The 12129-nt window shown below is 59.2% G+C and carries 17 protein-coding genes; 10 read left to right on the forward strand and 7 right to left on the reverse strand.

Annotated features, from left to right (window positions below):
- Nucleotides 1–125: 125 nt before the first annotated feature.
- The 7 genes from murA to ACKJSM_RS19515 form a co-directional block, all read right to left on the reverse strand.
- Nucleotides 126–1391: a UDP-N-acetylglucosamine 1-carboxyvinyltransferase gene (gene murA, locus ACKJSM_RS19485; RefSeq protein ID WP_236178148.1), complete on the reverse strand. Its 1266-nt coding sequence runs from the start codon at nucleotides 1389–1391 to the stop codon at nucleotides 126–128.
- A 22-nt stretch (nucleotides 1392–1413) separates the two neighbouring features.
- Nucleotides 1414–1653 (reverse strand): BolA family protein, encoded by a 240-nt coding sequence (locus ACKJSM_RS19490; RefSeq protein ID WP_039769303.1) that lies wholly within the window; start codon nucleotides 1651–1653, stop codon nucleotides 1414–1416.
- 115 nt (nucleotides 1654–1768) lie between these two features.
- Nucleotides 1769–2074 carry a lipid asymmetry maintenance protein MlaB gene (locus ACKJSM_RS19495; protein WP_039769302.1) on the reverse strand — a complete coding sequence of 102 codons (306 nt, stop codon included), beginning with the start codon at nucleotides 2072–2074 and terminating at the stop codon, nucleotides 1769–1771.
- Nucleotides 2071–2721 carry a phospholipid-binding protein MlaC gene (locus ACKJSM_RS19500; RefSeq protein WP_236178147.1) on the reverse strand — a complete coding sequence of 217 codons (651 nt, stop codon included), beginning with the start codon at nucleotides 2719–2721 and terminating at the stop codon, nucleotides 2071–2073. The genes ACKJSM_RS19495 and ACKJSM_RS19500 overlap by 4 nt, the downstream gene beginning before the upstream one ends.
- Before the next feature lie 11 nt (nucleotides 2722–2732).
- Nucleotides 2733–3200 carry an outer membrane lipid asymmetry maintenance protein MlaD gene (gene mlaD, locus ACKJSM_RS19505; RefSeq protein WP_007953559.1) on the reverse strand — a complete coding sequence of 156 codons (468 nt, stop codon included), beginning with the start codon at nucleotides 3198–3200 and terminating at the stop codon, nucleotides 2733–2735.
- A complete protein-coding gene (gene mlaE / locus ACKJSM_RS19510) occupies nucleotides 3200–3997 on the reverse strand; it encodes a lipid asymmetry maintenance ABC transporter permease subunit MlaE (RefSeq protein ID WP_007953561.1) in 798 nt (265 codons plus the stop codon). Before mlaE ends, mlaD begins: the two co-directional genes overlap by 1 nt.
- The gene (locus ACKJSM_RS19515) at nucleotides 3997–4809 is read right to left on the reverse strand and encodes an ATP-binding cassette domain-containing protein (protein WP_410238583.1); all 813 of its coding nucleotides are present in this window, start codon (nucleotides 4807–4809) and stop codon (nucleotides 3997–3999) included. Before ACKJSM_RS19515 ends, mlaE begins: the two co-directional genes overlap by 1 nt.
- A 275-nt stretch (nucleotides 4810–5084) precedes the next feature.
- Here ACKJSM_RS19515 and ACKJSM_RS19520 point away from each other — a divergent pair, with 275 nt between their 5' ends.
- From ACKJSM_RS19520 to ACKJSM_RS19565, 10 genes are all read left to right on the forward strand, one after another.
- Nucleotides 5085–6059 (forward strand): KpsF/GutQ family sugar-phosphate isomerase, encoded by a 975-nt coding sequence (locus ACKJSM_RS19520; protein WP_236178145.1) that lies wholly within the window; start codon nucleotides 5085–5087, stop codon nucleotides 6057–6059.
- Nucleotides 6060–6584: a KdsC family phosphatase gene (locus ACKJSM_RS19525; RefSeq protein ID WP_236178144.1), complete on the forward strand. Its 525-nt coding sequence runs from the start codon at nucleotides 6060–6062 to the stop codon at nucleotides 6582–6584.
- An 8-nt stretch (nucleotides 6585–6592) separates the two neighbouring features.
- The gene (lptC, locus tag ACKJSM_RS19530) at nucleotides 6593–7165 is read left to right on the forward strand and encodes an LPS export ABC transporter periplasmic protein LptC (protein WP_007953568.1); all 573 of its coding nucleotides are present in this window, start codon (nucleotides 6593–6595) and stop codon (nucleotides 7163–7165) included.
- Nucleotides 7152–7697, forward strand: a complete 546-nt coding sequence (gene lptA, locus ACKJSM_RS19535) for a lipopolysaccharide transport periplasmic protein LptA (RefSeq protein ID WP_115076561.1) — start codon at nucleotides 7152–7154, stop codon at nucleotides 7695–7697. The genes lptC and lptA overlap by 14 nt, the downstream gene beginning before the upstream one ends.
- The gene (lptB, locus tag ACKJSM_RS19540; RefSeq protein WP_007953572.1) at nucleotides 7697–8422 is read left to right on the forward strand and encodes an LPS export ABC transporter ATP-binding protein; all 726 of its coding nucleotides are present in this window, start codon (nucleotides 7697–7699) and stop codon (nucleotides 8420–8422) included. Before lptA ends, lptB begins: the two co-directional genes overlap by 1 nt.
- A 186-nt stretch (nucleotides 8423–8608) precedes the next feature.
- Nucleotides 8609–10102, forward strand: a complete 1494-nt coding sequence (locus ACKJSM_RS19545) for an RNA polymerase factor sigma-54 (RefSeq protein WP_011332472.1) — start codon at nucleotides 8609–8611, stop codon at nucleotides 10100–10102.
- Nucleotides 10103–10175: 73 nt separating this feature from the next.
- Nucleotides 10176–10484, forward strand: a complete 309-nt coding sequence (gene hpf / locus ACKJSM_RS19550; protein WP_011332471.1) for a ribosome hibernation-promoting factor, HPF/YfiA family — start codon at nucleotides 10176–10178, stop codon at nucleotides 10482–10484.
- Between the two features lie 11 nt (nucleotides 10485–10495).
- Nucleotides 10496–10960, forward strand: coding sequence for a PTS IIA-like nitrogen regulatory protein PtsN (ptsN, locus tag ACKJSM_RS19555; protein ID WP_236178142.1), 465 nt, complete (start codon nucleotides 10496–10498; stop codon nucleotides 10958–10960).
- A gap of 2 nt (nucleotides 10961–10962) precedes the next feature.
- Nucleotides 10963–11820 carry an RNase adapter RapZ gene (rapZ, locus tag ACKJSM_RS19560; protein WP_236178141.1) on the forward strand — a complete coding sequence of 286 codons (858 nt, stop codon included), beginning with the start codon at nucleotides 10963–10965 and terminating at the stop codon, nucleotides 11818–11820.
- A gap of 15 nt (nucleotides 11821–11835) precedes the next feature.
- A complete protein-coding gene (locus ACKJSM_RS19565; RefSeq protein WP_236178140.1) occupies nucleotides 11836–12111 on the forward strand; it encodes an HPr family phosphocarrier protein in 276 nt (91 codons plus the stop codon).
- The last annotated feature ends 18 nt before the right edge of the window (nucleotides 12112–12129 follow it).

Genomic DNA, 12129 nt, shown 5'->3' on the forward strand with positions numbered 1-12129 from the left:
GAAACGTCAGTCCTTATCAAGGTACTCATGTCCGGTCGCAATCGGCGCCGGACATACATCGAGGGCGTTGCCACCCCCGATCAAAACGAATTCAACGGACACTTCCCTGTGTCCAGATGCAGCGATTAGCCCGGAACGCGACGGATCTTGGCGCCCAGCATCTGCAGTTTTTCCTCGATGCACTCGTAACCACGGTCAATGTGGTAGATGCGGTCGATCAGGGTATCGCCTTCAGCCATCAGGGCCGAGATCACCAGGCTGGCCGAAGCCCGCAGGTCGGTAGCCATGACTGGCGCGCCCTTGAGGATGTCAGTACCGGTCACGATGGCCGTGTTGCCCTCGACCTGGATCTTGGCGCCCATGCGGTGCAGTTCGTACACGTGCATGAAACGGTTTTCGAAGATCGTCTCGATCACGGCGCCGGTGCCTTCGGCAATGGCGTTCAGCGAGATGAACTGCGCCTGCATGTCGGTCGGGAACGCCGGGTACGGCGCGGTGCGCACGTTGACCGCTTTCGGGCGCTTGCCGTGCATGTTCAGCTCGATCCAGTCTTCACCGCAGGTGATTTCTGCGCCGGCTTCGCGAAGTTTTTCCAGAACGGCTTCGAGGATGGTCGGATCGGTGTCCTTGACCTTCACGCGGCCACCGGTGACCGCAGCGGCCACCAGGTAGGTGCCGGTTTCGATACGGTCAGGCATGACTTTGTAGAAGGTCGAACCCAGACGCTCGACGCCGTCGATGGTAATGGTGTCGGTGCCGGCACCGGATACCTTGGCGCCCATGGCGTTGAGGAAGTTCGCCAGGTCGACCACTTCAGGTTCACGGGCGGCGTTCTGCAACACGCTGCGGCCCTTGGCCAGAGCGGCGGCCATCATGATGTTCTCGGTACCGGTCACGCTGACGGTATCGAAGAAGAAATGCGCACCGCGCAGGCCACCTTCAGGCGCCTTGGCCTTGATGTAGCCGCCTTCGACGTCGATGACCGCACCCATGGCTTCAAGGCCACGGATGTGCAGGTCGACCGGACGCGAACCGATGGCGCAACCGCCAGGCAGTGCGACTTCGGCTTCACCGAAACGCGCAACCATCGGGCCCAGCACCAGGATCGAAGCACGCATGGTTTTCACCAGCTCGTACGGAGCGATCAGGGTCTTGATCGTGCGCGGGTCGATTTCGACGCTGAGCTTCTCGTCGATCACAGGCTCGATACCCATGCGACCGAACAGCTCGATCATGGTGGTGATGTCGTGCAGGTGCGGCAGGTTGCCAACGGTAACCGGGCCATCGCACAGCAGAGTGGCGGCCAGGATCGGCAGGGCGGAGTTCTTCGCCCCGGAGATGCGGATCTCGCCATCAAGACGAGCGCCACCGGTAATAATCAATTTATCCATAAGAATCTCGACGCCCTAGGGCTCAGGTGCGCTCGGCCCAGGCCGCGCTGCTGAAAAATTTCATAGTGACCGCATGGATGCTGCCATCGGCGATCCAAGGGTTCAAATGGGCATAGATGCTTTGCTGACGCTTGACCGGGCTCAACGCCGCCAGTTCATCACTAATCACGTTCAGCTGAAAGTTGCAGCCTTCGCCTTCAACTTCCACCAGCGTTCCTGGCAGCTTTCCTTCAAGGAAGCTCTTCACTTCTACGGCCTGCATGCTCAACCTCAATCGGCGCCCTGTGCGCACGGGTCGGACATCATACAAAAAAGCCCCGCGCCTGCGAACCCCGCTGCGCAGGACTCTGACGGGGGGCTTCTCTATCGATGCGGGTTCAGGGTTGCGCCAACAGCTCGGTCAGTTCGCTGACCTGAGCAATTTCGCGCATGTCTTCAGGCATCCCGCGAATGCTAACCGCCTTACCGGCGGCCTTGGCATCGCGAATGAAGCACAGCAGCAGCGACAGACCGACACTGCTGGACTTCTCCACCGCCGAGCAATCGATCACCAATGCCGGGGCAGTGCACGACTTGATCAGCGCCCTGCCCTGCTCGCGCAGATCAGGGCCGGTGCGGTAATCCAGCACACCGCTGAGCTGCAGCTCACTGGCTTCGTCCAGACGAATGGCCGATTCGGTCATTGGGCAGGCTTCTCGTTCTGGTCGGCCGACTGCTTGGCCTTGGCGACTTCCCCGGCCCAGCCGTTGATGGTCTTGTCCAGATCGTTGCCATTGCGCTGCATCGCGTCGGCGAACTGGTCACGGAACAGCTTGCCAATGTTGATGCCGTTGATGATCACGTTGCGCAGTTTCCACTCGCCGCTGATCTTCTCCAGGGTGTACGACACCGGATAGATCGCGCCGTTGTTGCCCTTGACGGTCATGCCGACACTGGTGCGGTCGCCCGACTCATCCTTGGGTGCATCGACGGTGATGCCCTGGTTATTGTATTCAAGCAGCGCGTTGCCATAGAACTGGAACAGGCCGCGCTTGAAGTTTTCCTCGAAGGTCTTCATCTGCGCCGGCGTTGCCTTGCGCGAATATTTGACCGTCATGATGCTCTTGGAAATACCTTCGGCATCGACTACTGGGCCGACGATGGTGTTCAGCGCCGTATAGAAATCCTGGGGATCCTGCTTGTACTTCTCTTTATTGGCCGACAGATCGGCGAGCATCCGGTTTGTAGTGTCCTGAACCAGATCGTGCGCCGATTGTGCCGCCACGGCGTTAGCCACCAGCGGCAGCGCCGCAAGCAACACCAACAGGCCACGTCGCAAGGTAGAGATCATTCAAAAGCTCCTCATTTGGCGTCTTTGCTAACGGTATTGAGCAGGAATTTACCGATCAGGTCTTCCAGTACCAGAGACGACTGCGTGTCGTGGATGGTTCCACCATCCTTGAGCCGGGTGTCTTCCCCGCCCACGCTGATACCGATGTATTTCTCGCCCAGCAACCCCGCAGTCAGGATAGATGCTGTGGAGTCGGTCGGCAGATTGTCGACGCTTTTATCCACTTGCAGGGTCACCCGGCCGGTGAAACTGTCGCGATCCAGATCGATCGCCGTGACCTTACCGATGGTCACACCCGCCATCGTCACTTTGGCTCTGACCGTCAAACCGGCAATATTGTCGAAATAGGCATAAAGCTTGTAGGTATCAGTGGTCGAAGTCGGAGACAGGCCACTGACCCGCAGGGCAAGCAGCAACAAAGCCAGGATCCCTGCCAGCAGGAACAGGCCGACACCGATTTCCAGGGTGCGGTTTTGCATCAGAAATCTCCAAACATCAAAGCGGTCAGAATAAAGTCCAGGCCGAGGACTGCCAGCGAGGCGTAAACCACGGTCTTGGTGGTGGCACGGCTGATTCCCTCGGAAGTGGGTTCGCAGTCATAGCCTTGAAATACGGCGATCCAGGTGACGACAAAAGCGAATACTGCACTTTTGATGATGCCGTTGAGCACATCGTCACCGAAGCTCACGCTGTTCTGCATGTTCGACCAGTAGGAACCTTCGTAGACGCCCAGCCAGTCGACGGCGACCCACGAACCGCCCCAGATGCCGACCACGCTGAAGATCATCGCCAGCACCGGCAGGGAAATGAAACCGGCCCACAGGCGTGGTGCGATGATGTACTTGAGCGGGTCGACCCCGATCATCTCCAGGCTGGACAGCTGTTCGGTGGATTTCATGTTGCCGATTTCCGCCGTCAGCGCCGAACCGGCACGACCGGCAAACAACAGCGCGGTCACCACCGGCCCCAGCTCACGCAGCAGGGTCAGCGCGACCATCTGGCCGACAGCCTGCTCCGAGCCGTAACTCGACAGGATGTTGAAGCCCTGCAGCGCCAGCACCATGCCGATGAAAATCCCGGACACCACGATGATCACCAGCGACATCACGCCGACGGAATGCAGCTGCTTGACCAGCAGGCCAAAACCGCCGCCGATGCCGCCACGCCCGAGCAGGGCATGAAACAGAAACAGGGTCGAACGCCCGAACACTGCGACGCTGTCGATTCCGGCGAGGCCGAAACGACGCACACGCTCCATTAACGTAATTCTGCGCATCAGCGGCGCTTCCCCAGAAGATCTGCGCGCAAATCCGGCGCTGGAAAGTGATACGGCACCGGGCCATCGGGTTCACCGGTCATGAACTGGCGGATTCGCGGATCGTCCGAGTTCATCAGTTCATCCGGCGTGCCCTGCCCCAATACCTGGCCATCACCGACTACATAGATGTAGTCGGCGATACTCGCCGTTTCGGCGAGGTCGTGGGACACCACGATGCTGGTGATGCCCAGGGCATCGTTGAGCAGACGAATCAGGCGAACCAGCACGCCCATGGCGATCGGATCCTGGCCGACGAACGGTTCGTCGTACATAAGGATCTGCGGGTCGAGAGCAACGGCCCGCGCCAGCGCGACACGACGTTTCATGCCGCCGGACAGCTCGTCAGGCATCAGCTCGATCGCACCGCGCAGGCCTACTGCCTGCAACTTGAGCAGCACGATGTCGCGGATCATCTCGTCCGGCAGGTCGGTATGAACGCGCAGCGGGAAGGCGACGTTCTCGAATACATCGAGATCGGTGAACAGTGCACCGCTCTGAAACAGCACGCCCATGTGCTTGCGCGCATCGAACAGATCGCTGCGCGACAGCTTCGGCAGATTCTGGCCGTTGACCCAGACTTCGCCTTTGGATGGCCGCAACTGGGCCCCCATCAGGCGCAACAGTGTGGTCTTGCCACACCCGGAAGGCCCCATGATGCCGGTGACCTTGCCACGCGGGATGCGGATATCGATGTTATTGAAAATGCTCCGCGCACCGCGCTTGAAGGAGACTCCCTTCAGCTCGACCGCGTAGGCGTTATCGGCACTCATCTAAACTCCTTGCGATGCAGCCTCTCACTCGGACGCCTGGCTTTCTTGAGAAAACCCCTACATCCCGGGCAGGCCGAACTGGCGGCGAACTATATCACTGCAAAGGGCAAGCGCCCAAGGCCTGCGCCGGCCCGGATTCTGCGTACCGAAGGGGCCGAAGCCTTATTTACAGAGTTTTGGTAACGAGGAATGACAAAGCACGACGAACTTGCGTGAGGCTTTTCAACATAACCGCTATAATCGCCGCCTTTTCATCGGGCTATACGATTTCTGACATGAGCCAAACCAGCGACCTGATTCAATCGGCACAACGCACCATCCGCCTCGAAGTGGAAGCCGTACAAGGCTTGTTGCCCCATATCGACGCCGATTTCGTACGCGCTTGCGAGATGATTCTGGCCAGCAAGGGCCGTGTTGTAGTAGTCGGCATGGGCAAGTCCGGGCACATCGGCAACAAGATTGCCGCGACCCTGGCCAGCACCGGCACCCCGGCGTTTTTCGTGCACCCGGCCGAGGCCAGCCACGGCGACATGGGCATGATTACCCGTGACGACGTGATTCTGGCCCTGTCGAACTCCGGCTCCACCAATGAAATCGTCACCCTGCTGCCACTGATCAAGCGCCTGGGCATCCAGCTGATCAGCGTCACCGGCAACCCGCAATCGCCATTGGCCAAGGCCGCCGAGGTCAATCTCAACGTTCACGTCGAGCACGAAGCCTGCCCGCTGAACCTGGCACCGACCTCCTCGACCACCGCCGCGCTGGTCATGGGCGACGCCCTGGCCGTGGCACTGCTGGAGGCGCGCGGCTTCACTGCCGAAGATTTCGCCTTTTCCCACCCGGGTGGCGCACTGGGCCGACGCCTGCTGCTGAAAGTGGAAAACGTCATGCACGCCGGACAGGAACTGCCGCAGGTGAAGCGCGGCACCCTGCTCAAGGACGCGCTGATGGAAATGACCCGCAAAGGCCTGGGCATGACCGTCATTCTGGAAGCCGATGGCAAACTGGCCGGGATTTTCACCGACGGCGACCTGCGTCGCACCCTGGATCGCAGCATTGATATCCACAGCGCCACCATCGACCAGGTGATGACGGTGCACGGCAAGACCGCACGCGCCGAGATGCTTGCCGCCGAAGCCCTGAAAATCATGGAAGACCACCGAATCAACGCGCTGGTTGTCGTGGATGAAGAGGATCGCCCGATCGGCGCCTTCAACCTCTCCGACCTGCTGCGCGCAGGAGTGATGTAAATGAGCACCGATCTGCTGCAACGCGGCAAAGCCATCAAACTGGCGGTCTTCGACGTCGATGGCGTCCTCACCGATGGGCGCCTGTACTTCCTTGAAGACGGCAGCGAGTTCAAGACTTTCAATACGCTCGATGGCCAGGGCATCAAGATGCTGATGAACGCGGGCGTACAGACTGCCATCATCAGCGGTCGCAAGACCCCGGTGGTCGAGCGTCGAGCCAAGAACCTGGGCATCCCTCATCTGTTTCAGGGACGCGAAGACAAACTGGTGGTTCTCGACGGTCTTCTGGAACAACTGGGCCTAAGCTATGAACAAGTGGCATATCTCGGTGACGACCTGCCCGACCTGCCCGTGATCCGTCGCGTGGGGCTGGGCATGGCCGTGGCCAATGCCGCAGCTTTCGTGCGCGAACACGCTCACGGCATCACCCTCGCCCGTGGCGGCGAAGGTGCCGCCCGCGAATTCTGCGAACTGATCCTGCGCGCTCAAGGCAGCCTCGACGCCGCCAACAACGCGTACCTGTGAGTCCAATCATGTTTAGCAAAAAGTTTCGCAACATCCTGCTGTTCGGTTGCATCGCAGCGATTTTTGGTGCGGTCGGCTACTGGAACATCAGCCCGGAACGCTTCCTCGACAAACCGCCGGTTTCGGCAGAGGAAAGCCCGATCGACTGGTATGCGACCAATACCCACACGATCCAGTACCTCGAAGACGGCAAAGTGCAGTACGAAATGACGTCCGACAAGGCTGAGCACGTCAAGGCGACCGACATTACACTGGTCACCAAACCCGACCTGAACATGTTTCGTGGCACCGACTTCCCATGGCACGTGACGAGTGAACGCGGCGAAGTGAACTCCGGCGGCACCGAGGTCGAACTGATCGACTCGGTACGCGTCAAGCGCACCGACGAAAAGAACCGCGACACCCTGATCACCTCCACTCGCATGACGGTGTTCCCACAGCAGCAATATGCGCAGACCCAGCAACCCGTTAGAATCGACGGCGCTGGCGGTGTATCGACTGGCGTAGGAATGAAAGCGTATTTGAAGGAAAGCAGGATACACCTGCTATCGAACGTAAGAGGACAGTATGAGGCTCGTTAAAACCCTCCCTATTTTGCTCAGTCTGGGCGCAGCACTGGGAAGCGTGAGCGCCTGGGCTCTGCCGAACGATCAAGAGCAGCCAATCCGCATTCAGGCCGACGATGCCCAGCTGGACGACAAGAACGGCGTTGCCACCTATAAAGGCGACGTGATCATCACCCAGGGTTCGATGATCGTCAAAGGCAACACCGTGACCATGACCCGTGCGCCCAACGGCGACATCGACGTTGTGACTTCGGTGGGCAACCTCGCCTACTTCGAACAGCTGCAGACTGCCGGCGACACCAAGCCTGTTCAGGGCTGGGGCGTGACCATTCAGTACCACGCACAGCAGAACCGCGTTGTGCTGATCGACAAGGCAAAAGTCGTCGACAAGGACAACAACACCACTCAGGGCGAGAAGATCGTCTATGACACGGTGAAAAAACTGGCCAGCGCCGGTCGCGCTACCGGCAGCAAGGTCACCGAGGCGCGTCCGCGCATCGACATGGTGATCCAGCCGAAGAAGAAAACCGACGAGAAAACCCAGTAATGGCAACTCTGAAAGCTCAGCACCTGGCCAAGGCCTATAAAAGCCGCCAGGTCGTGCGCGACGTCAGCCTGTCGATCGACAGCGGTCAGATCGTCGGCCTGCTCGGCCCGAACGGCGCCGGCAAGACCACGTGTTTCTACATGATCGTCGGCCTGGTTCAGGCCGATCAGGGTCGCGTACTGATCGACGACCTGGACGTCAGTCACCAGCCAATGCACGGTCGTGCCAAGGCCGGTATCGGCTATCTACCGCAAGAAGCGTCGATCTTCCGCAAACTGTCGGTAGCCGACAACATCATGGCCATTCTCGAGACTCGTCAGGAGCTCGACAAGGCCGGTCGTCGCAAGGAGCTGGAAAGCCTGCTGCAGGAATTCCACATCAGCCACATCCGCGACAACCTCGGCATGAGCCTTTCCGGTGGTGAGCGCCGCCGAGTGGAAATCGCCCGCGCACTGGCCACGGCACCGAAATTCATCCTGCTCGACGAACCGTTCGCCGGTGTCGACCCGATCTCGGTCGGCGACATCAAGCAGATCATCCACCACCTCAAGGCCAAGGGTATTGGTGTACTGATCACCGACCACAACGTCCGCGAGACGCTGGATATCTGCGAAACCGCCTACATCGTCAACGACGGTCAGTTGATCGCCGAAGGCGACTCCGCGACCATCCTCGCCAACGATCTGGTGAAGGAAGTGTATCTGGGTCACGAGTTCCGCCTGTAAGCACGACGGCATTCGACCAGCCGTCCGGGTGCTGTAACGTTGAAGCGCCTTTTTATACGCTTTTATTGTTACAGCGCTCTAGGCAAACACGACAGTTTCAGGCATATAATTTGCTTAAGTTTGGCGCCTCGGCGCCCTGTAGTGGATGGCGCATAGCGCCGGCGAATAAGGTGTTAAGCCCCTGCCATGAAACCATCGCTAGTCTTGAGAATGGGCCAGCAGCTGACGATGACACCGCAGCTGCAACAGGCCATCCGCCTGCTCCAATTGTCGACCCTGGATCTGCAACAGGAAATCCAGGAGGCTCTGGAATCCAATCCGATGCTCGAACGCCAGGAAGACGGCGACGACTTCGACAACTCCGATCCCATGGCCGACAACGCCGAACAGAAGCCCAACACCGAGATCCAGGAACCCTCCTACCAGGAGACCGCGCCGACAGTCGATAACCTCGAAGACGGCGAATGGAACGAGCGAATCCCCAACGAACTGCCAGTCGACACCGCCTGGGAAGACGTCTACCAGACCAGCGCCAGCAGCCTGCCAAGCAGCGACGATGACGAGTGGGACTTCACCACCCGCACTTCCGCCGGTGAGAGTCTGCAAAGCCATCTGCTGTGGCAGTTGAACCTGGCACCGATGTCCGACACCGATCGCCTGATCGCCGTGACCCTGATCGATTGCATCAACAATCAAGGCTACCTCGACGAGACCCTCGAAGAGATCCTTGACGCCTTCGATCCGGAGCTCGATATCGAACTGGACGAAATCGAAGCGGTCCTGCACCGTATCCAGCAGTTCGAACCGGCTGGCATCGGCGCACGCAACCTGGGCGAATGCCTGCTGCTGCAATTGCGCCAGCTGTCGGCCAAGACCCCTTGGCTGGCCGAAGCCAAGCGCCTGGTTACCGATTACATCGATCTGCTCGGCAGCCGCGACTACAGCCAGCTGATGCGTCGCATGAAACTCAAGGAAGACGAACTTCGCCAGGTCATCGAACTGGTGCAGAGCCTCAACCCGCGCCCCGGTTCGCAGATCGAGTCGACCGAAGCCGAATACGTGGTGCCTGACGTGATCGTGCGCAAGGACAACGAACGCTGGCTGGTGGAGCTGAACCAGGAGTCGGTGCCCCGCCTGCGGGTCAACGCCCAGTACGCCGGTTTCGTGCGCCGCGCCGACACCAGCGCCGATAACACCTTCATGCGCAATCAGTTGCAGGAAGCCCGCTGGTTCATCAAGAGCCTGCAAAGCCGCAACGAAACCCTGATGAAAGTGGCCACCCAGATCGTCGAGCATCAGCGCGGTTTTCTGGAGTACGGCGACGAAGCGATGAAGCCCCTGGTCCTGCATGACATCGCAGAAGCGGTGGGCATGCACGAGTCGACGATTTCCCGCGTGACTACGCAAAAATTCATGCATACCCCTCGGGGCATATATGAACTGAAATACTTTTTCTCCAGCCATGTGAGCACCTCCGAAGGCGGCGAATGCTCGTCCACGGCGATCCGCGCGATCATCAAGAAACTGGTCGCCGCGGAAAATCAGAAAAAGCCGTTGAGTGACAGCAAGATCGCTGGTTTACTGGAGGCACAAGGCATTCAGGTGGCTCGCCGCACCGTCGCCAAGTACCGCGAATCCCTCGGGATCGCGCCTTCGAGCGAACGCAAGCGGTTGATGTAAGCCACGTTACAGCGTTCCAGTGGCAGGCTCTTCGGCCTGCCGCTTTATGCACTGGCAACGAAGGAGAAGCTGTATGCAAGTCAACATCAGTGGACACCAACTGGAAGTGACCCAGCCTCTGCGCGAGTACATCGAGCTCAAGCTCAAGAAGCTCGAAGGGCATTTCGACAAGATCACCAACGTGCAAGTCACGATGTGTGTCGAAAAGCTGAAGCAGAAAATCGAAGCCACGCTGCATATTCCCGGCAATGAGGTCGTCGCCAACGCGGAACATACCGATATGTACGCTGCGATCGACGCGCTGACCGACAAGCTCGATAAACAACTCAAAAAGCATAAGGAAAAGACCCAGAGCCTGCTTCAGGGCGCTACCGGTCGATAACCCCCACCCCCATGATCCGACTTGAAAGTATCCTGACCCCCGGCCGTTCCCTGGTGAACGTGCCGGGCGGCAGTAAAAAGAAAGCCCTCGAACAAATTGCCAACCTGATCGCCCGGGAAGTCCCGGATCTGGAGATGCAAGATGTCTTCGAGGCATTGATTGCCCGTGAAAAACTGGGTTCTACCGGTTTTGGCAACGGCATCGCCATCCCCCACTGCCGCCTCAAGGGCTGTGAAGCGCCGATCAGTGCGCTGATGCACCTTGATGCCCCCATCGATTTCGACGCCATCGACGGCGCGCCCGTGGACCTGCTGTTCGTCCTGCTGGTGCCGGAAGCCGCCACCGATGCGCACCTGGAGCTGTTACGCCAGATCGCCAGCATGCTCGACCGCAAGGACGTGCGCGAAAGACTGCGCAGCGCGCCAAGCAACGAAGCCTTGTACCAGGTTGTACTGGAAGAACAGAACAGGCCGTAACCATGCGCTTGATCATTGTCAGTGGCCGTTCCGGCTCGGGTAAAAGTACCGCCCTGGATGTCCTTGAGGACAACGGCTACTACTGCATCGATAACCTGCCGGCCGGTCTACTGCCGGAACTGGCCGAACGGGCCCTGATTCATACCGAGCTGGCGCAGCCACTGGTGGCAGTATCGATCGATGCACGCAATCTGCCGAGCCATCTGACCCGTTTTCCGGAATTACTTGAAGACGCACGCGCCAAGCATATTCAATGCGATGTCCTGTACCTGGATGCCGACGAAGAAACCCTGCTCAAGCGTTTCTCTGAAACTCGCCGCCGCCACCCACTGAGCAACGCCAATCGTTCGCTGGCAGAGGCCATTCAGGATGAAAGCACGCTGCTCGGCCCCATTGCCGATCTCGCCGACCTGAAGATCAATACCACCCATCTCAACCTGTACCAGCTACGCGACACGATCAAGTTGCGCCTGCTGAATCAGCCGGAACCTGGCACCGCGTTTCTGGTCGAGTCGTTCGGTTTCAAACGCGGCATGCCGGTGGATGCGGATCTGGTGTTCGATGTACGCTGCCTGCCGAACCCATACTGGAAACCGGAACTGCGCGCGCAATCCGGTCTCGATCAGCCGGTCGCCGAGTATCTGGCGGCGCAGCCTGAGGTCGAGGAGATGTATCAGGATATTTACACGTACCTGCACAAATGGTTGCCGCGCTTTGCCGCGAGCAACCGCGCTTACGTCACCATTGCCATCGGCTGCACCGGCGGGCATCACCGTTCCGTTTACCTGACCGAACGTCTTGGCCAGGCGCTGCAGAAGACCCTGAAGAACGTCCAGGTTCGCCACCGCGACCTCAGCTAAAGGATTCACACCGCGATGCCTGCTCGGGAAATAGAAATCATCAACAAGCTGGGCCTGCATGCCCGCGCATCGGCAAAATTCGTCGGCGTGGCGGGCCAGTTTCCCGATTGCGCGATCAGAGTCGGCCGCACCCCGGACACCACGGTTGACGGTAAAAGCATCATGGCGATGATGATGCTTGCTGCGGGTAAGGGCACCAAAATCCACCTGAGCACCGAAGGCCACCAGGAACAGGAAGCCATGGATGCGCTGGTTGCGTTGATCAATAACTACTTCGATGAAGGTGGTTGAAAACGCTTGAAGCGAGGG

The organism is Pseudomonas sp. PHC1, from assembly GCF_046487845.1.
In the GTDB taxonomy this organism is placed as follows: Bacteria; Pseudomonadota; Gammaproteobacteria; order Pseudomonadales; family Pseudomonadaceae; genus Aquipseudomonas; species Aquipseudomonas sputi.

Bases quoted from the DNA above. Each gene is read 5' to 3' on its own strand.
- murA (WP_236178148.1), bottom strand. From the start codon at position 1,391: ATGGATAAATTGATTATTACCGGTGGCGCTCGTCTTGATGGCGAGATC.
- ACKJSM_RS19490 (WP_039769303.1), bottom strand. From the start codon at position 1,653: ATGCAGGCCGTAGAAGTGAAGAGCTTCCTTGAAGGAAAGCTGCCAGGA.
- ACKJSM_RS19495 (WP_039769302.1), bottom strand. From the start codon at position 2,074: ATGACCGAATCGGCCATTCGTCTGGACGAAGCCAGTGAGCTGCAGCTC.
- ACKJSM_RS19500 (WP_236178147.1), bottom strand. From the start codon at position 2,721: ATGATCTCTACCTTGCGACGTGGCCTGTTGGTGTTGCTTGCGGCGCTG.
- mlaD (WP_007953559.1), bottom strand. From the start codon at position 3,200: ATGCAAAACCGCACCCTGGAAATCGGTGTCGGCCTGTTCCTGCTGGCA.
- mlaE (WP_007953561.1), bottom strand. From the start codon at position 3,997: ATGCGCAGAATTACGTTAATGGAGCGTGTGCGTCGTTTCGGCCTCGCC.
- ACKJSM_RS19515 (WP_410238583.1), bottom strand. From the start codon at position 4,809: ATGAGTGCCGATAACGCCTACGCGGTCGAGCTGAAGGGAGTCTCCTTC.
- ACKJSM_RS19520 (WP_236178145.1), top strand. From the start codon at position 5,085: ATGAGCCAAACCAGCGACCTGATTCAATCGGCACAACGCACCATCCGC.
- ACKJSM_RS19525 (WP_236178144.1), top strand. From the start codon at position 6,060: ATGAGCACCGATCTGCTGCAACGCGGCAAAGCCATCAAACTGGCGGTC.
- lptC (WP_007953568.1), top strand. From the start codon at position 6,593: ATGTTTAGCAAAAAGTTTCGCAACATCCTGCTGTTCGGTTGCATCGCA.
- lptA (WP_115076561.1), top strand. From the start codon at position 7,152: ATGAGGCTCGTTAAAACCCTCCCTATTTTGCTCAGTCTGGGCGCAGCA.
- lptB (WP_007953572.1), top strand. From the start codon at position 7,697: ATGGCAACTCTGAAAGCTCAGCACCTGGCCAAGGCCTATAAAAGCCGC.
- ACKJSM_RS19545 (WP_011332472.1), top strand. From the start codon at position 8,609: ATGAAACCATCGCTAGTCTTGAGAATGGGCCAGCAGCTGACGATGACA.
- hpf (WP_011332471.1), top strand. From the start codon at position 10,176: ATGCAAGTCAACATCAGTGGACACCAACTGGAAGTGACCCAGCCTCTG.
- ptsN (WP_236178142.1), top strand. From the start codon at position 10,496: ATGATCCGACTTGAAAGTATCCTGACCCCCGGCCGTTCCCTGGTGAAC.
- rapZ (WP_236178141.1), top strand. From the start codon at position 10,963: ATGCGCTTGATCATTGTCAGTGGCCGTTCCGGCTCGGGTAAAAGTACC.
- ACKJSM_RS19565 (WP_236178140.1), top strand. From the start codon at position 11,836: ATGCCTGCTCGGGAAATAGAAATCATCAACAAGCTGGGCCTGCATGCC.